Annotated in this window: 20 protein-coding genes; 16 read left to right on the forward strand and 4 right to left on the reverse strand. The window is 72.7% G+C overall.

Annotated features, from left to right (window positions below):
* Window positions 1-685 (reverse strand): hypothetical protein (locus tag ACGFY5_RS17885; RefSeq protein WP_392721071.1); only part of this gene is annotated, 685 nt, incomplete at its 3' end.
* A gap of 312 nt (window positions 686-997) precedes the next feature.
* On the opposite strand from ACGFY5_RS17885, the gene ACGFY5_RS17890 reads away from it, so the two are divergent.
* From ACGFY5_RS17890 to ACGFY5_RS17925, 8 genes are all read left to right on the forward strand, one after another.
* The gene (locus tag ACGFY5_RS17890; protein ID WP_392721073.1) at window positions 998-1,258 is read left to right on the forward strand and encodes a hypothetical protein; all 261 of its coding nucleotides are present in this window, start codon (window positions 998-1,000) and stop codon (window positions 1,256-1,258) included.
* Complete coding sequence (locus tag ACGFY5_RS17895) at window positions 1,255-1,563, forward strand: DUF167 domain-containing protein (RefSeq protein WP_392721074.1); 309 nt, start codon at window positions 1,255-1,257, stop codon at window positions 1,561-1,563. Before ACGFY5_RS17890 ends, ACGFY5_RS17895 begins: the two co-directional genes overlap by 4 nt.
* 227 nt (window positions 1,564-1,790) lie before the next feature.
* A complete protein-coding gene (locus tag ACGFY5_RS17900; protein ID WP_392721076.1) occupies window positions 1,791-2,327 on the forward strand; it encodes a TraR/DksA family transcriptional regulator in 537 nt (178 codons plus the stop codon).
* A 34-nt stretch (window positions 2,328-2,361) separates the two neighbouring features.
* Window positions 2,362-3,306 carry an RluA family pseudouridine synthase gene (locus tag ACGFY5_RS17905; protein WP_392721078.1) on the forward strand — a complete coding sequence of 315 codons (945 nt, stop codon included), beginning with the start codon at window positions 2,362-2,364 and terminating at the stop codon, window positions 3,304-3,306.
* A complete protein-coding gene (locus ACGFY5_RS17910) occupies window positions 3,303-4,082 on the forward strand; it encodes a hypothetical protein (protein WP_392721079.1) in 780 nt (259 codons plus the stop codon). Before ACGFY5_RS17905 ends, ACGFY5_RS17910 begins: the two co-directional genes overlap by 4 nt.
* A gap of 64 nt (window positions 4,083-4,146) precedes the next feature.
* Entirely contained in the window at window positions 4,147-5,115 is a 969-nt protein-coding gene (locus ACGFY5_RS17915) for a GNAT family N-acetyltransferase (protein WP_392721081.1), read from the forward strand.
* A 94-nt stretch (window positions 5,116-5,209) separates the two neighbouring features.
* On the forward strand, window positions 5,210-6,259 hold the full coding sequence (locus tag ACGFY5_RS17920) for a MinD/ParA family protein (RefSeq protein WP_392721083.1): 1,050 nt from the start codon (window positions 5,210-5,212) through the stop codon (window positions 6,257-6,259).
* Between the two features lie 16 nt (window positions 6,260-6,275).
* Window positions 6,276-7,196 (forward strand): DUF2567 domain-containing protein, encoded by a 921-nt coding sequence (locus tag ACGFY5_RS17925; RefSeq protein ID WP_392721084.1) that lies wholly within the window; start codon window positions 6,276-6,278, stop codon window positions 7,194-7,196.
* Window positions 7,197-7,200: 4 nt separating this feature from the next.
* Here the strand turns inward: ACGFY5_RS17925 and ACGFY5_RS17930 are convergent, their stop codons facing one another.
* Window positions 7,201-7,926 carry an LON peptidase substrate-binding domain-containing protein gene (locus ACGFY5_RS17930; protein WP_392721086.1) on the reverse strand — a complete coding sequence of 242 codons (726 nt, stop codon included), beginning with the start codon at window positions 7,924-7,926 and terminating at the stop codon, window positions 7,201-7,203.
* Window positions 7,927-8,071: 145 nt separating this feature from the next.
* On the opposite strand from ACGFY5_RS17930, the gene hisD reads away from it, so the two are divergent.
* The 7 genes from hisD to hisF all read left to right on the forward strand — a co-directional run bounded on the left by hisD (window position 8,072) and on the right by hisF (window position 13,765).
* Complete coding sequence (gene hisD, locus ACGFY5_RS17935; RefSeq protein WP_392721087.1) at window positions 8,072-9,400, forward strand: histidinol dehydrogenase; 1,329 nt, start codon at window positions 8,072-8,074, stop codon at window positions 9,398-9,400.
* Window positions 9,401-9,438: 38 nt separating this feature from the next.
* Entirely contained in the window at window positions 9,439-10,533 is a 1,095-nt protein-coding gene (locus tag ACGFY5_RS17940; protein ID WP_392722511.1) for a histidinol-phosphate transaminase, read from the forward strand.
* The gene (hisB, locus tag ACGFY5_RS17945; RefSeq protein ID WP_392721089.1) at window positions 10,530-11,132 is read left to right on the forward strand and encodes an imidazoleglycerol-phosphate dehydratase HisB; all 603 of its coding nucleotides are present in this window, start codon (window positions 10,530-10,532) and stop codon (window positions 11,130-11,132) included. The genes ACGFY5_RS17940 and hisB overlap by 4 nt, the downstream gene beginning before the upstream one ends.
* Window positions 11,129-11,740 (forward strand): imidazole glycerol phosphate synthase subunit HisH, encoded by a 612-nt coding sequence (gene hisH, locus ACGFY5_RS17950; protein WP_392721091.1) that lies wholly within the window; start codon window positions 11,129-11,131, stop codon window positions 11,738-11,740. Before hisB ends, hisH begins: the two co-directional genes overlap by 4 nt.
* Window positions 11,741-11,843: 103 nt before the next feature.
* Complete coding sequence (locus ACGFY5_RS17955; protein ID WP_392721093.1) at window positions 11,844-12,275, forward strand: hypothetical protein; 432 nt, start codon at window positions 11,844-11,846, stop codon at window positions 12,273-12,275.
* On the forward strand, window positions 12,276-12,998 hold the full coding sequence (gene priA, locus ACGFY5_RS17960; protein WP_392721094.1) for a bifunctional 1-(5-phosphoribosyl)-5-((5-phosphoribosylamino)methylideneamino)imidazole-4-carboxamide isomerase/phosphoribosylanthranilate isomerase PriA: 723 nt from the start codon (window positions 12,276-12,278) through the stop codon (window positions 12,996-12,998).
* Window positions 12,995-13,765 carry an imidazole glycerol phosphate synthase subunit HisF gene (hisF, locus tag ACGFY5_RS17965; protein WP_392721096.1) on the forward strand — a complete coding sequence of 257 codons (771 nt, stop codon included), beginning with the start codon at window positions 12,995-12,997 and terminating at the stop codon, window positions 13,763-13,765. The genes priA and hisF overlap by 4 nt, the downstream gene beginning before the upstream one ends.
* Window positions 13,766-13,872: 107 nt before the next feature.
* On the opposite strand, the gene ACGFY5_RS17970 is transcribed toward hisF, so the two are convergent.
* Window positions 13,873-14,136, reverse strand: coding sequence for a hypothetical protein (locus ACGFY5_RS17970; protein ID WP_392721098.1), 264 nt, complete (start codon window positions 14,134-14,136; stop codon window positions 13,873-13,875).
* A 310-nt stretch (window positions 14,137-14,446) separates the two neighbouring features.
* Between ACGFY5_RS17970 and ACGFY5_RS17975 the strand changes: the two genes are divergently transcribed.
* A complete protein-coding gene (locus ACGFY5_RS17975) occupies window positions 14,447-14,779 on the forward strand; it encodes a hypothetical protein (RefSeq protein WP_392721100.1) in 333 nt (110 codons plus the stop codon).
* 145 nt (window positions 14,780-14,924) lie between these two features.
* Here the strand turns inward: ACGFY5_RS17975 and ACGFY5_RS17980 are convergent, their stop codons facing one another.
* Window positions 14,925-15,557 carry a TIGR03085 family metal-binding protein gene (locus tag ACGFY5_RS17980; RefSeq protein WP_392721102.1) on the reverse strand — a complete coding sequence of 211 codons (633 nt, stop codon included), beginning with the start codon at window positions 15,555-15,557 and terminating at the stop codon, window positions 14,925-14,927.
* Between the last annotated feature and the right edge of the window lie 18 nt (window positions 15,558-15,575).

The raw sequence follows: 15,575 nt of genomic DNA on the forward strand, positions 1-15,575 counted from the left end.
CCGCGCGGAGTCGGATCGCCGTGCGGACGCCGAGCGTCGCGCGGAGTCGGACCGCCGTCCGGACGCGGATCGTCGCGCGGAGTCGGATCGCCGTGCGGACGCCGAGCGTCGCGCGGAGTCGGACCGCCGTCCGGACGCGGATCGTCGCGCGGAGTCGGATCGCCGTGCCGGCGCCGACCGTCACGCTGACGCCACTCGCCGGACCGAGTCGGACCGCCGTGCTGACGCCGAGCGTCGTGCGGAAGCGGATCGCCGTGCGGAGGCGGATCGCCTTCGGGACGTGGAGCGCCGCGAAGCCGATCGGCGTGCCGACGCACAGTGGCGTGCGGACGCGGATCGTCGGGCCGAGGCGGATCGTCGGGCCGAGGCGGATCGTCGGGCCGAGGCGGGCCGATGGGCTGATGCGGAGCGCGCAGCGGACGCGAGTCGCAGCGCAGGCGGGGGCCGCCAGGCAGAGTCTTCCCGCCAGGCAGAGTCTTCTCGCCGGGCGGAGGCCGAGCGCGCGGCGGAGGCCGAGCGTCGGGCGGGGGCCGGGCGGGGTGCGGAAGGCGACCGTCGTGCCGAGGCCGGCCGCCGGGCCGAGGCGGACGCTGGGCGGGCGGGGGAGTGGTGGCCGGAGACGGCTGGGGAGGCGGAGCCGGTTACCGAGGCGATGACTCTGCCTACTGAGCAGGCGGAAAGCCACGGGGGTACCGCGCGCGCGGCGGCGGAATCGCGTTGGTTCGGTGGTGGTGCGGCGGACGAGTCGGCGTCGGCCTCTGAGCAGTATTCGGCGTCGTCGCGGGCGGACGAATCGTCGGGCTTCGGAGCCCAGAGTTCGCCCCCACAGAGCACGTCCGCGCAGGGGACGTCCGCGCAGGGGACGTCCGCGCAGAGCCCGGCCGCGCCGAGCGCGGCATCACGTCAGAACCCCGGTGCGCCGGACGCCGGAGCGGGGTCGGGCGCGGGGTCGTCGGGGGCTAGGTCGGCGGCGGGAGTCGGCGCGGCGGGGAGTGGGTTGCCCAGTCCTACGGGGGACGACTCCGATCCGGAGCCGGCCGCCGAGCTGCTGCTCTCCTCGGAGAAGAAGAAGCTCGCCGGCGCGGAGGAACCGGTCCTCGTCGTCGACGGGCGCCCGCGCTACCACCTGCACGCCTGCCCCCAGCTCGAAGGCCGCACGACCATCGAACTGAACGCCGGCACCGCGATCGACCTCGGCTTCACTCCCTGTAGCCGCTGTGCGGCGGCAACTCGACTCCTCGTCGCCCTCCGCCGGTGACGCAGCGTCAACCAGACCCCGATCGCTTCGTCATCCCCGTCCGAGTGAAACCCGGCGCCTCCCGCCCCCGCGTGGGCGGCACCCACGACGGCCCCCACGGTCCGGCCCTGGTCGTCGCGGTCACCGCCCGCGCGGTCGAGGGCAAGGCCACCGAGGCCGTCCTGGACGCCGTGGCAGCGGCCTTCGGCGTCCGCGCATCGCACGCCACCCTCCTCGCCGGCCGCACGAGCCGGGACAAGCTGATCGCGCTCGACCCGGCCCCCGCCGACGCCGCGGCGCGGCTCACCGCTCTGCGCCACAGCTGAGGCTTTGCCGAACCCACGTCAGGTTTGAGAAGTCCGACCGACACGGTATGTGAGAGAAGACTCACTGTGCGCACAGACCCGGACTGACGGAGACTGTGCCGGACACGAGCGTGTACGGCGTCAGCATTGGTGCGCGTCGCATTGTCGGGCGGGCATCGGCTACGTATCCTGAGCGCTCTGACCAACCGCCGGCTAGGCACGGCGAACCTGGGCGGAGGTGGCCGCGTATGGCCGAGCAGGTGAAGGCCACGAAAGAGACCTCGCGTCGGGTGGCAGCGAAGACCGGCACGCGCCGGACGACGCGCACCGCGGCGACGGGCAGCACACCAACGGGCAGCACACCAACGGGCGGCACGACTGCGGAGGCCCCGCGCGCCCGCGCGAAGGCCGGGTCCGCGAAGTCGGTGGATCCCCGGCACGAGGAGCTGCAAAGCGTCCTCGAAGCACGGCTGCACGAGCTGACCACCGAGTACGACGAGGCTGTCGTCGTCCTCACCGATCTGCAGCGCAGCCGGGTGGCCGACGGGGCCGGCGACGACCAGGCCGACACGGGCACCAAGACGTTCGAGCGCGAGCAGGAGCTGTCGCTCGTCCACGGTCTGCGGGAACGCGTCCAGCAGGTGGAGCACGCGCTGGCACGGCTGGCGGAGGGCAAGTACGGCTCGTGCGAGCGGTGCGGCAACCCGATCCCCACCGCCCGGCTCGAGGCGTTCCCCAGCGTCACCCTGTGCGTGAGCTGCAAGCAGATCGAGGAACGCCGCTGACCCGGCGCGCGGGGCGGGCGGGCACAATTGAGGGATGACTGAAGTCGTCCGCGGCGAGCACCGTACCCTTCCGGTCCCCGACGGACTGGAGGGAATGCGCCTGGACGCTGCGCTGGCCCGCCTGTTCGGCCTCTCGCGCACCGTGGCCGCCGGCGTGATCGAGGCCGGCGACGTGTATCTCGACGGCGCCCCGGCCGGGAAGTCCGACCGGGTGTCGGGGGGCGCGTGGCTCGACGTCACGCTGCCCGCCCCGCCGGCGCCCCCGACGGCCAATCCGGAGCCGGTGCCCGGTCTGCGCGTCGTGTACTCCGACGACCACATCGTCGTCGTCGACAAGCCGGTCGGCGTGGCGGCCCACCCGAGCCCCGGCTGGACCGGGCCCACCGTCGTCGGTGGGGTCGCGGCCATGGGCTACCGCATCTCGACGTCCGGCGCCGCCGAGCGGCAGGGCGTCGTGCACCGGCTCGACGCCGGCACCACCGGGCTGATGGTTCTGGCCACCAGCGAGCGCGCGTACACGCTGCTCAAGCGCGCCTTCAAGGAGCGCGAGGTCAGCAAGGTCTACCACGCGCTGGTGCAGGGCCACCCCGATCCGAGCCGCGGCACGATCGACGCGCCGATCGACCGGCACCCGTCGTCGGACTGGCGGTTCGCCGTGGTGGCCGGCGGCAAGCCGAGCGTCACGCACTACGACACGATCGAGGCGTTCCGAGCGGCGTCGCTGCTGGAAGTGACGCTGGAGACCGGCCGCACCCACCAGATCCGCGTGCACTTCTCCGCGCTGCGGCACCCCTGCGTCGGTGACCTGACGTACGGCGCCGACCCCACGCTGGCCGCGCGGCTCGGGCTCACCAGGCAGTGGCTGCACGCGATGCGCCTCGGCTTCGACCACCCCGACACCGGCGAGTGGGTCGAGTTCACCAGCGAGTACCCGGCCGACCTGCAGGCGGCACTGGACACGGTCCGCGCGGAGTCGTGAGAACCGTCCTGGCCCGGCTGGGGCGCGGGGCGCGTCGGCTGTCCCGGTCGTGGACCGCGCTGGTCACCCTGGTCCTCGTCGTCGCGCTGGTCGTCGTCGCCTATCGGGCGGGAACCCGGACGGCGCCGGTCGACGACACGGTCGGGAACGTGCCGCGCGTCGGACCGGCGGACGGCCAACAGGTCGACGCGTACCGCTCGGCGGCGTCCGCGGAGCTCGCCGGGCTGTCCGCCGGTGCGCCGGTCTGGGCGCTGGTGGGGCTGGCCGACTATCAGCGCCCGGATGCCCTACCGGCGCTGTTCGACGGCTATCCGGTGAACCGGGTGGTGGCCCGGGTGCCGCTCCCGGGCGTCCAGACCCAACTGGTGACGCTGGTCGTCGACCGGTTGGCGGTGGACGTGCCGGCCGGCATGAACCGGGTCGCGTCGGAGAAGGAGCGTGCCGCGGCGGACGCCACCAGCGCCGCGAAGTCCGCCGCGACGGCCGACCTGGCAACGGTCTACACGTCGGCGGCCGACCTCCAGCGCCGCGAGGCGGCCGCCTATCGGCAGCTGTGCGCGTGCGTGTACGCGGCGGTGGTCCGCGCGACGCCCGACCGGCTGCGCGCGCTGGCGCAGCGGCCGGGAATCCGGGTGGTCGACGCGGCGCCCGAGGTCACCCGGTTGGATCGGGCGGCGTTCGCGCCGTTGCTGCCCGAGCAGTCCGGAACTGTCGGTCCGCCGTCCGATAATTCAGCCGGCCCGAGCACGACGCCGTCTCCGACGGCCGCCGGCTGAGCCGGCCCGACCCGACGGCAGAGACCCCGATCCGAACGTTGTTCCGCACGAAAGGCTTTCCAGCATGCACATGAAGACCCATCAGGGCTCACTCTGGGTGACGGAGGCGGCCGGTGCGGCTCTGCCTGCTGTGTTCGCGCTGCGTCACGACGTGTTCGTCGTCGGGCAGTCGGTGCCGGTCGAGATCGAGCGCGACGAGCTCGACGCGACAGCGGTGCACATCGGCGCCTACGAGGTCGATCCGGAGGCACCGGCGGGGGCCGAGCCGCGGCTGGTCGGCACCGGGCGGCTCGTCGGGGAGCCACCGGCACCCGGCCGCGTCGGGCGAATGGCGGTGCGCGCCGAGGCCAGGCGCGGCGGCGTCGGTACCGCGGTGCTCCGCGGGCTGGAGCGGGCCGCGATGCGCCGGGGCAACCCGGAGATCGTGCTGCACGCGCAGCTGCACGCCGCCGGGTTCTACGAGAGGGCCGGTTACTCGGCCGTCGGGCCGGAGTTCGAGGAGGCCGGCATCCGGCACGTCGAGATGCGCAAGGTGCTTCCGCTGATCCGTCCGGTCACCGACGCCGATTCGGCCGGGCTGATCGAGTTGATCGGCACCACCTGGGGCGAGTACCCCGGCTGCGTGCTCGACATCGACGGCGAGGAGCCGTGGCTGCGGGCACCCGGCGCCTACTACGCGACGAATGGCGGCCGGATGTGGGTGGCGGAGCTCAGCGGCGCGGTCGTCGGCTCGGTCGCGTTCCGCCCGGGGCCCGACGACGCCGCGGAGCTCAAGAGCCTCTACGTCGGTGCGGTCGCGCGTCGGCACGGGCTCGGTGAGGTGCTCACCTCGCTGGTGGAGGACGAAGCCGTGCACCGGGGCGTCCGGAAGCTCGAGCTGTGGACCGACACCCGGTTCGCCGACGCCCACCGGTTCTACGCCCGGCTCGGCTACACGCGGCTCCCGGGTAGCCGTGAGCTGCACGACCTGTCGAACACCGTGGAATATCCGTTCGTGAAGTCGTTCCCGTACACGGCGGATCTGGCCGGATGACCGAATCAGATCGCGACTGACGAGCACAACGAGGCAGAAGATACGTAGTCTTGCGGTGAGCTGATCGCAGTGGCGTCCGAACGGGGAGGTGCCGGTGGGGCCCAGTGAGCCCGCCGACCGGGGCGAAGCGGTCAGGCGTTGGCGTGCGTTGCTCGGCCGGTCGCGGAGTCGTCCGCGTCCGATGGGCGTCGCGCAGCCGCTCGCACCCCCGCTCGTGCCACCGCCCCTCGCGCCGACGCTGGTGCCACCACCGCAGCGAGTCGGAGAGATGCCCCCACCGCCCGTGCAGCCGGCCGCACCCCCGTTGCCCGCGGCGCTCGTGGGCACGGTGCCGATCCCGCAGGCACTCGAAGTGATCCGGGCCCACGTCGGTAGGCCGAAAGCGGTGGCGTTCGTCAACCCGAAGGGTGGCGTCCACAAGACCACCGCCACTGTCCTGGCCGCCGCGACACTCGGCAGCGTGCGCGGCGGCGGGGTGCTGGCCTGGGACGACAACGAGTTACGCGGCACGCTCGGCCTGCGCGCGGGCACCGCCCGGCACGCCCGGACGATCAAGCACCTGATCGGCGACCTGCCCGGCGTCGAATCGGCGGTCACGTCGGGTCAGCCGATCCAGGACGTGCTGGAGAACTACCTCCGGCACTCCTCCGACGGCTCGTTCGACGTCCTGGCCGGCGACGAGGACCCGCGGGTGGCCAGGCACCTCAATCCCGACGTCGTGCAGCGGCTGATGAGGCTGCTCACCAGCGCGTACGACATCGTGTGCGTCGACACCGGCAACAACGTCGAGAGCGCGAACTGGAAGACCGTCATCCAGCAGAGCGACCGGATGGTGGTCACGACCTTGCCGCGCGAGGATGCCGCGTTCACCGCCGACTGGATGCTCGACCTGCTGGAGGAGGACGGCCACGCCGACCTCGTCGCGGATGCCGTGACGGTGCTGAGCTGCCCCAGCCCGGTCCGTTCGCCGCTGCTGGAGGAGCTTGTCGAGCACTTCGCGCAGCGCACGCGGGCGGTCGCCGTGATCCCCTACGACCCGGCGCTGGAGTCCGGGTCGACCATCGCGTTCTCGAAGATCGCCGACGCCACTCGTCGGGCCTGGTTGGATGCGTCCGCCGCCCTCGTCCAGGGTTGGGGACGATGAGCACTATGGTTGACGTGTGCGCCAGGAATCGCCGAGGCCGTCGGACGGCGTGACGCCGCCGCCCGCGCCGCCGCCCGGCTCCGCGCATCCGAACACGATCGGTGGCGCCCCGGAGCCCGGGGCAGGCCGCTACCTCATCGGCCCCAACACCGGAAGCGGCCCGAGCGCCGCTGGCGGCCCGAGCGCCGCTGGCGGCCCCAGCGCCGGGAGCGGCCCCAGCGCCGCTGGCAGCCCCAACGCCGGGAGCGGGCCGAGCGCCGCCGGCGGGCCGAACACCGGGAGCGGTGCCGAGCTGGTGCCGGTGCGTCGTCGGCACGGGGCCGAAGACGAGCCGGAGGACCCGGTGGCGCTCTCGCCCGCCGCCCTCTGGGCGGGCCTGCGCGCGTCGATCGCGTGGCGCGACGTTCTCGCGGCCGTGATCCTCGGGGTCGTGGTCGCCGCCACCGGCCTGGGCACCGGCGCGCTGTGGTCCTGGATCGGGCCGCACGTTCCGGTCCTGATGACCGCGAACGGGCCGATCCTCGCCGAGTACTACGGCGAATCGTCGGTCGGCCAGCAGGCGACGTTCGGCGGGCTCGCGCTCGCGGTCGGGCTGATCTCCGGCCCGATCGCGTACCTGATCCGCCGGCGTCGCGGGCCGATCCTCCTGCTCGGGCTGGCCGCGGGCTGCCTGGCGGCCGCATTCGTCAGCTGGAAGTTCGGCGTCTGGATCGGGCAGGAGGAGTACGAGTCCCTGCTGCAGACCGCCGCGCCGGGCCGCGAGTTCTCCATGCCCGTGGAGCTGGACGCCCGGGGCCTGCTGTTCCTCGAGCCGCTCGTCGCGGTGCTCGGGTACGTGCTGGTCGCCGCGTGGTCACGCTATCCCGACCTGAAAGCCGATCCGACGCTCAACCGCGCCCACGGACGCCACTGGGGAGCCCGCCCGCCGGACCAGTGAGCCTTCAGTTGGGGGACTGCACGACCTGCAGCTCCGCCAACGGCACCGGCACGGCACGCAGCCGGGACAGCATCGTCGCCTCCCGCTTCAACAGCCGCAGTTCACGGCGCAACCGGCTGACCGGCTCGTCGATCGCGAGCAGGCTCTGCTGGTCGTCGAGCGTGAGCGGTGCGGCCGACCCCACCAGGTAGGACAGCATCGACGGGTCGCTGGGCAGCGGCAGCGCCGGCAGCACGGGACGGCTGTCGTCGCCCGCGGCCTGCTCCCCGGCGCGCAGCGTCGCGTGCAGCAGCGTCCGGCACCGGGCGAACACCTCGCGCACCCCGCCGGCCAGTACCTCGGCCTCCTCGTTCGCCGAGACGTCGGCGTCGAACTCCGGCAGCCGTTCGATCCGTGCGCGCAGGTAGGGCACGTCGGCGCCGGCCGGGAGGACCTCCAGCAGGCGGAACCGGTTCCGTCCGACAGTGACCACGTCCATCCGCCCGTCCCGGTAGGGATGGACCTGCCGGAGCTCCGCCGTGCACCCCACCTCGTAGAGGGCGGTCACGGCGTCCTCACCGACCTCCCAGCCCTGCCGTATTGCGCACACCCCGAACTGGCGGGAATCAGGCTCGGCGGCCATCAGGTCGCGGATCAACGCCCGGTACCGCGGCTCGAAGATGTGTAGCGGGAGCACCACTCCCGGGAACAGGACGGTGCCGAGCGGAAACAGCGGGATGATCTCGGCCACGTCTTCAGCGTAGGAGCGCAACCGCGAGCGTGCGCGCTGAAACCGTACGCTGCGTCGGTTACCACATTTTGAATCGGGTAGAGCCCATCGTTGAGCGCGTCACCGCGGGGCAAATCCTGTCGGGCCGCTCCGTAGACTCTTACCCGTGCTGACCCGAATCGACCTCCGCGGGATCGCTGCCGAGCGCAGCACCGCCGACCTGCGGGGAGTACTGCCCCGCGCCGCCCTTGACGTGGACTCCGCCGTGGAACGGGTCCGTCCGGTGGTGGAGTCGATTCATCGCCAGGGTCTCCCGGCCGTCCTCGACGCGACCCGTCGGTTCGACGGTGTCGAGGCCACCGGCGTCCGGGTGCCGGCCGAGGCGATCGCTGCGGCCGAAGCGAATCTCGACGCAGGGGTCCGGGCGGCGCTGGCCGAGTCGATTCGCCGCGCCCGTCTCGTCCACGCGGATCAGCGGCGCACCGATGTCACCACGCGGGTCGTGCCCGGCGGCACGGTCACCGAACGGTTCGTGCCCGTGGGGCGCGTGGGGCTCTACGTCCCCGGCGGGCTGGCCGTGTATCCGTCCAGCGTCGTGATGAACGTGGTGCCGGCGCAGGAGGCCGGTGTCGCGTCGCTTGCCGTCGCCTCACCCCCGCAGAAGGAGTTCGGCGGCCTGCCGCACCCGACGATCCTGGCGGCGTGCGCGCTGCTCGGCGTCGACGAGGTCTATGCGGTCGGCGGCGCCCAGGCGATCGCGGTCTTCGCCTACGGCCTGGCGGGCGCCGGTGACGGGGCGGGTCCCGTCGAGCCGGTCGACATCGTCACCGGCCCCGGCAACATCTACGTCACCGCGGCCAAGCGGCTTCTGCGCGGCGTGATCGGCATCGACTCCGAGGCGGGCACCACCGAGATCGCCGTGCTGGCCGACGACACCGCCGACCCGGTGCACGTCGCCGCCGACCTGATCAGCCAGGCCGAGCACGACCCGGCCGCCGCGTCGGTGCTGGTCACCGCGTCCACCGAGCTGGCCGACGCGGTCGACGCCGAGGTGGTCCGGCAGGTGGCCGCCACCAAGCACGTCGAGCGGGTCCGCACCGCGCTGGCCGGCCCGCAGTCCGGCGTGGTCCTGGTGGACGACCTGGAGCAGGGCCTGCGGGTCGTCGACGCCTACGCCGCCGAGCACCTGGAGATCCAGACCGCCGACGCCCGTGAAGTGGCCGCGCGGGTCCGCAACGCGGGCGCGATCTTCGTCGGGGCGTGGTCGCCGGTGTCGCTCGGCGACTACTGCGCCGGGTCCAACCACGTGCTGCCCACCGGCGGCTGCGCGCGGCACTCGTCCGGGTTGTCGGTGCAGACGTTCCTGCGCGGTGTCCACGTCGTGGAGTACACCGAGGAAGCGCTGCGCGACGTGGCCGACTACGTCACCACGCTCGCCGACGCGGAGGACCTCCCGGCCCACGGCGCCGCCGTCCGAGCGAGGTTCCCCCAGTGACCGCTCCCGGCCCGGACGGGCGGTGGGCGGATCGCACGGTGACGCTCGCCGATCTCCCGATCCGCGACGAGTTGAAGGGCAGCGAGCCCTACGGCGCTCCGCAACTCGACGTCCCCGTCGCGTTGAACACCAACGAAAACTCCTACCCGGTGCCGGACGCCGTCGTCGAGGCCATCGTGGCCGCGGTGCGCGCCGAGGCCGCCGGTCTCAACCGGTACCCCGACCGGGAGGCCACGGCGCTGCGCGAGGAGCTGGCGCGGTACGTCGGCCACGGCCTCACCGTGCACAACCTGTGGGCGGCGAACGGCTCGAACGAGGTGCTGCAGCAGTTGCTGCAGGTCTTCGGTGGTCCCGGGCGCACCGCCCTGGGCTTCACGCCCGCGTATTCGATGCACCCGATCCTGAGCCTCGGCACCGGCACCGCGTGGATCGACGGCCGGCGCAACGCCGACTTCTCGGTCGACGCCGAGCAGGCCGCCGCCGACGTGCGGAAGCACGATCCCGACATCGTGTTCCTCTGCTCGCCGAACAACCCGACCGGCACCGCGCTGGGGCTCGACGTCGTCGAAGCCGTGCTGGATGCGGCCCGCGGCATGGTCGTCGTCGACGAGGCCTACGCGGAGTTCCGGCGCGAAGGCACGCCGAGCGCGCTGACGCTGCTCCGCGCGAGCCACCGGTTGGTCGTCACCCGGACGATGAGCAAGGCGTTCGCGCTGGCCGGGGCGCGGCTCGGTTACTTGGCAGCCGACCCGGCGGTGATCGACGCGATCCGGCTGGTGCGGTTGCCGTACCACCTGTCGTCGATCACCCAGGCCACCGCTCGTGCCGCGCTGGCGCACACCGACGTGTTGCTCGCCACTGTGGAGGCCATCAAGGAGCAGCGCGACCGCATCGTCTCGTCGCTGCGCGAACGGGGCCTCGACGTCGTCCCCAGCGACGCGAACTTCGTGATGTTCGGCGGGCTCGGCGACCAGAAAGCGGTCTGGCAGCGCGTGCTCGACCAGGGCGTCCTCATCCGTGACGTCGGCCTGCCCGGCTACCTGCGGGTCACCGCGGGCACACCGGACGAGACCGACGCGTTCCTGGCAGCGTTGGACGCTGCGCTTCCCTCGAAAGGACACGAAACAGCATGAGCCGCACCGGGCGGATCGAGCGGGCGACCGGCGAGTCGAAGGTACTCGTCGAGGTCGACCTCGACGGGTCGGGGAAGTGCGACATCTCCACCGGCGTCGGCTTCTACGACCACATGCTCAACCAGCTCGGCAAGCACGGCGGGTTCGACCTCACCGTGCAGACCGTCGGCGACCTGCACATCGACGCGCATCACACGGTGGAGGACACCGCGATCGCGCTCGGGCAGGCGTTCAACCAGGCGCTGGGCGACAAGGCGGGCATCCGCCGGTTCGGTGACGCGCTGGTGCCGCTCGACGAGGCGCTGGTCCAGGTGGCGGTCGACCTGGCCGGGCGTCCCTATCTCGTGCACGAGGAGCCCGCGGTGATGGAGGTGGCCATGATCGGCCCCGCCTTCCCGGGCACGCTGGTCCGGCACATCTGGGAAGCGTTCACACACAACGCGTCGATCGCGCTGCACGTGCTCGTCCGGTCCGGACGCGACCCGCACCACATCGCGGAGTCGCAGTTCAAGGCCGTGGCACGGGCATTGCGCGACGCCACGGCGTTCGACCCGCGGGTGAGCGGTGTCCCGTCGACGAAGGGGCGGTTGTCCGGATGAGCCGCCGGGTCGTCGTACTGGACTACGGGTCGGGCAACCTGCGGTCGGCCGAGCGGGCGCTGGAGCGTGCCGGGGCCGACGTGACGGTGACGCCGGATCTCTCGGCGGCTGCGGAGGCCGACGGGTTGGTCGTGCCGGGTGTCGGTGCGTTCGCGGCGGTGATGGCCGGGATCGAGAAGCTGGGCGCGCAGGACGTCATCCACTCGCGGGTGGCCGACGGCCGGCCGGTGCTCGGGATCTGCGTCGGCATGCAGGTGCTGTTCGACTACGGCGTGGAGCACGGGGTTCGCACCCACGGGTTGGGCGTGTTCCCCGGGGGTGTCACGCGGCTGACCGCCGAGCGGATTCCGCACATGGGGTGGAACACGATCGAGGTGGGGGCCGGGTCTGCCCTTTTCCAGGGGGTGGAGGACGAGCGGTTCTACTTCGTCCACTCGTACGCGGCACCGGCCGCCGGCATCGACGGGGTGCTCACCACCGCCTCGCACGACGAGCCGTTCCTGGCCGCGATCGAGCGCGACGCGGTCGCGGCTACCCAGTTCCACCCGGAGAAGTCCGGTGACGCGGGCGCTGCGGTGCTCGCGAACTGGGTACGAGCATTGCCATGACGATCACCGTGCACGCCGCGGCCGCCGCCCGAGCGGTCCCCTTCGCACGCGTCATGGCGCACCCGATGGGGACCGCTTCGCGGTCGGCCGCGGAGCGAATCCGATGACGAGCAAGGCGCGGGCGCTGGCGCGTGCCGCGCGGGAAGCCGAGGCGGAGCGCCTCCGGCTCGAAGCCGAGCGGCGCGCCCGCCGCCGGGCCATCCTCACCGCCCCCTACCGCGCGGTCCGCGCAATCGTCCCCGGCCGAGCCGGCGGCCCGACCGGCTCCGCCGGCCGCTCCAGCCGCGGCACGGGTGGCCGCGGCGGCTCGGGCGGGCGCGGGCTGTTTCGGCGGGGCCGCACCGGCCGCGTGTCCGCGCGGCGCGACCGCGCGCAGCTCGCGACCATTGCGACCGGTCTGATCGTGCTGCTGCTCGTCGTCTGGGTCACGCTCGACTCGCTGGCGCTGCGCATCGGCGCAACCATCCTGGCGTTACTGCTGACGCCCGTTCTGCTTGCCCTGACCCGAACCGATTACTCCCGGAGTGTGCGCTAGATGACAAGGCTCGAACTGCTTCCCGCGGTCGACGTCGCCGACGGCCAGGCGGTCCGGCTGGTGCAGGGCGAGGCAGGCAGCGAGACGTCCTACGGCGACCCGCTGGAGGCCGCCCTCACCTGGCAGCGCGACGGCGCGGAGTGGATCCACCTCGTCGACCTCGACGCGGCGTTCGGCCGCGGCTCCAACGCCGCGCAACTGGCGCAGGTCGTACAGGCGGTCGACGTCAAGGTCGAGCTCTCCGGCGGCATCCGCGACGACGCCTCCCTGCGCGCCGCCCTGGCGACCGGCTGCACGCGGGTCAACATCGGTACCGCCGCGCTGGAAGACCCGGAGTGGTGCGCCAAGGCCATCGCCGAGCACGGTGACCGCATCGCGGTCGGCCTCGACGTCCGCGGCACGACGCTGTCCGCGCGGGGCTGGACCAAGGACGGCGGCGAGCTGTTCGAGGTGCTGGCGCGCCTCGACTCCGAGGGCTGCGCGCGGTACGTCGTCACCGACGTGCGCCGCGACGGCACGCTGACCGGCCCGAACGTCGAGTTGCTGAAGTCGGTGTGCGCGGCGACCGACCGTCCGGTGGTCGCGTCCGGCGGTGTGTCCACGCTGGACGACCTGCGTGAGCTCGCGACACTCGTGCCGCAGGGCGTCGAGGGCGCGATCGTCGGCAAGGCGCTGTACGCCGGGGCGTTCACGCTGCCGGAGGCTCTGGACGCCGTCAAATGACGGTGGCCGTGCGGGTCATTCCGTGCCTGGACGTCGACAAGGGACGCGTCGTCAAAGGCGTGAACTTCACCCGTCTGCGGGACGCCGGTGACCCGGTGGAGCTGGCCCGCGCGTACGACGCAGCCGGCGCCGACGAGTTGACGTTCCTCGACATCACCGCGTCCTCGTCCGGTCGGGAGACTACGTACGACGTGGTGCGTCGCACCGCCGAGACCGTGTTCATCCCGTTGACGGTGGGTGGCGGTGTTCGCACCACCGACGACGTCGACGCGCTGCTGCGTGCCGGTGCCGACAAGGTCGGCATCAACACTGCCGCGATCGCGCGGCCGGAACTCCTGCGGGAGGCTGCCGAACGGTTCGGTTCCCAGTGCGTCGTTCTTTCGGTCGACGCCAGGCGAGTGGTCGACGGGCCGCCGACGCCGAGTGGGTTCGAGGTCACCACGCATGGTGGTCGGCGGGGGACGGGCATCGACGCGGTCGAGTGGGCGGCGCGGGGGCAGGAGTTCGGGGTCGGTGAGATCCTCTTGAACTCGATGGACGGGGACGGCACGAAGGACGGATACGACCTGCCGTTGATCACGGCGGTACGGAAGGTCGTGGACGTGCCGGTGATCGCGTCCGGGGGTGCCGGAGCCCTCGAGCACTTCCCGCCCGCGATCGCAGCGGGCGCCGACGCGGTTCTCGCCGCCAGCGTCTTCCACTTCGGCGAACTGACGATCCCCCAGGTCAAAGACACTCTCCGAGCCGCAGGCACCCCGGTCCGCTAGCCCGACCAAACAGCGCCCCCCGCCGAAGGCGGAGGGCGCTGTTCGCTCTGACATGGAGCCCTCCCAGGGCTCGCCTGTCAGCCTCGGTCTGGGAGGGCCGTGCAGGACTAGAGCTGGAGCAGGCGGCCTATTACCTCGCGGTGGCGGAGGAGAGCCACGCGGAGGTCTTCGGTACCATCGGCGGCCTCGGCGGCGTCGGTCACCGAGCGGCGGAGCCGCTCCAGGCCGCGACCGATCTCACCGATCGAGTCCTCCAGCACGACGCTGGCCTCACGCACCGCGCTCTCGGGGTCGTCGACGAACGCCGACTGCACCCCGAACCACCGCTCCCGCACGGTCGCGGCGTACTCGGCTTCCAGCAGCGGCTGCACGTCCGGCCGGGCTGCGGCGCCACCGGCATCGCGCCCGCCGTTCAGGCCCGAGCGGGCGCCGCCACCGGGAGCAGGCCGTCCAGCCGGGACCAACCCAGCGGTGCCGTCACCCGCACCCGTTCCCGTCCCGGCCGTCCCGGGAGCCCCTGCGCCAGGGCCGCCTGCGCCAGAGCCCCCTGCGCCGGGGGCGCCGGTGCCAGGACCACCAGCACCCGGCACGCTAGTCCCGGGGCCGCCCGACGAACCGGAACCACCGGTACCACCCGGAACGCCGGAACCGGGGGCACCCGAACCGGCCGAGCTCGCCCCCGTGCCGAACGTCGGGTTCGTACTGGGCGTGCTGCCGACCGAAGAGGTCGACGATCCGCTCGACGTGCTGCCGGGGGTGGACGACGGGCCGGCTCCGGTCGGTGCGCTGCTACCGCCCGGCGCGCCGGGGCCGCGCTGGGCGGGCGTCACCGGCGGCGTGGTGCGGGCGCTGTCGCCTGACCGGTCGCTCGTGTCGACGTCTGGCACTCGAGACTCCTGTCCTTTGCTCCGTTGTAGGGCCGCCCAGAGGTTGTCGACGACCTCCTCGGCCGACTGGCCCGACGGGTCGGACCCGGCCAGTGACGTCCGCGAACGGTCACCGGGTTGCATCTGAAGGTCCTCTCCTCATGACGAACCGCGAGCCCGCGATCGGCAGTTGATCCCCGCGCCGACGGCAACCTCGGCTCCGGCGAACCCCCCGGGTCGCCGGTACCAGAAACGCACGTTACCAGTGCCTATTAACGTGACTCAGGTTTTCTTTACACACCCAGGTCGGTACCGCGCAGCTTCGCAGCTGCCTCGGCGTCTCCCTCGATCGTCACCCGCGTGTGTTCCTGACGACCGAAGCAGAACATCACGAGCTCAGCCGGCTCGCCCGACACCTTGAGCATCTGCTCCCCGGATTTCGCGATCCGTTCACCGTGACCCGGTGACACCAACCGCACGCCCGCCGGTGCCGACCGCAGCAACAACCGCGCGCTGCCGAGCGTCCGCCAGAGAGCTTTCTGGAACTCGGGGGACAACGAACGCGGTTCCCAGCCGTCCTGCGCCCGCCGCACGTCCTCGTGGTGGACGAACATCTCACCCATGTTGGCGAGCCCGTCGACACCGGGGAGCCCGAATGGACTCAGCAGCGGCGGGCCCGAGCGCAGTTCGGCGATCAGGCGCTCGTAGCCCCGGGAGCGCAGCGCGCCCAGGCGGACGCGGTCGGTGTACCCGGCGAACGCGCCGAGCCGAATGCCGGGCAGGCTGTCCGGGCGCCGCTCGCGGACGACCAGGTGCGCGGCGAGGTCGGCGGTGGTCCACCCCTCGCAGAGCGTCGGGGCGTCGGGGCCCAGGGCTTCGAACAGGTCAGCGAGGGCGGCGCGCTCGGTCTGCGCGATCGTCGGCATGTCCGCAGCCTAGCCCCG

It is taken from the genome of Cryptosporangium sp. NPDC048952 (genome assembly GCF_043197895.1).
In the GTDB taxonomy this organism is placed as follows: domain Bacteria; phylum Actinomycetota; class Actinomycetes; order Mycobacteriales; family Cryptosporangiaceae; genus Cryptosporangium.

What these genes read in the sequence shown, in the direction of transcription:
- ACGFY5_RS17955 (WP_392721093.1), top strand. Translation starts at nt 11,844, where the DNA reads ATGACGAGCAAGGCGCGGGCGCTGGCGCGTGCCGCGCGGGAAGCCGAG.
- ACGFY5_RS17900 (WP_392721076.1), top strand. Translation starts at nt 1,791, where the DNA reads ATGGCCGAGCAGGTGAAGGCCACGAAAGAGACCTCGCGTCGGGTGGCA.
- hisH (WP_392721091.1), top strand. Translation starts at nt 11,129, where the DNA reads ATGAGCCGCCGGGTCGTCGTACTGGACTACGGGTCGGGCAACCTGCGG.
- ACGFY5_RS17905 (WP_392721078.1), top strand. Translation starts at nt 2,362, where the DNA reads ATGACTGAAGTCGTCCGCGGCGAGCACCGTACCCTTCCGGTCCCCGAC.
- hisF (WP_392721096.1), top strand. Translation starts at nt 12,995, where the DNA reads ATGACGGTGGCCGTGCGGGTCATTCCGTGCCTGGACGTCGACAAGGGA.
- hisB (WP_392721089.1), top strand. Translation starts at nt 10,530, where the DNA reads ATGAGCCGCACCGGGCGGATCGAGCGGGCGACCGGCGAGTCGAAGGTA.
- ACGFY5_RS17980 (WP_392721102.1), bottom strand. Translation starts at nt 15,557, where the DNA reads ATGCCGACGATCGCGCAGACCGAGCGCGCCGCCCTCGCTGACCTGTTC.
- ACGFY5_RS17915 (WP_392721081.1), top strand. Translation starts at nt 4,147, where the DNA reads ATGCACATGAAGACCCATCAGGGCTCACTCTGGGTGACGGAGGCGGCC.
- priA (WP_392721094.1), top strand. Translation starts at nt 12,276, where the DNA reads ATGACAAGGCTCGAACTGCTTCCCGCGGTCGACGTCGCCGACGGCCAG.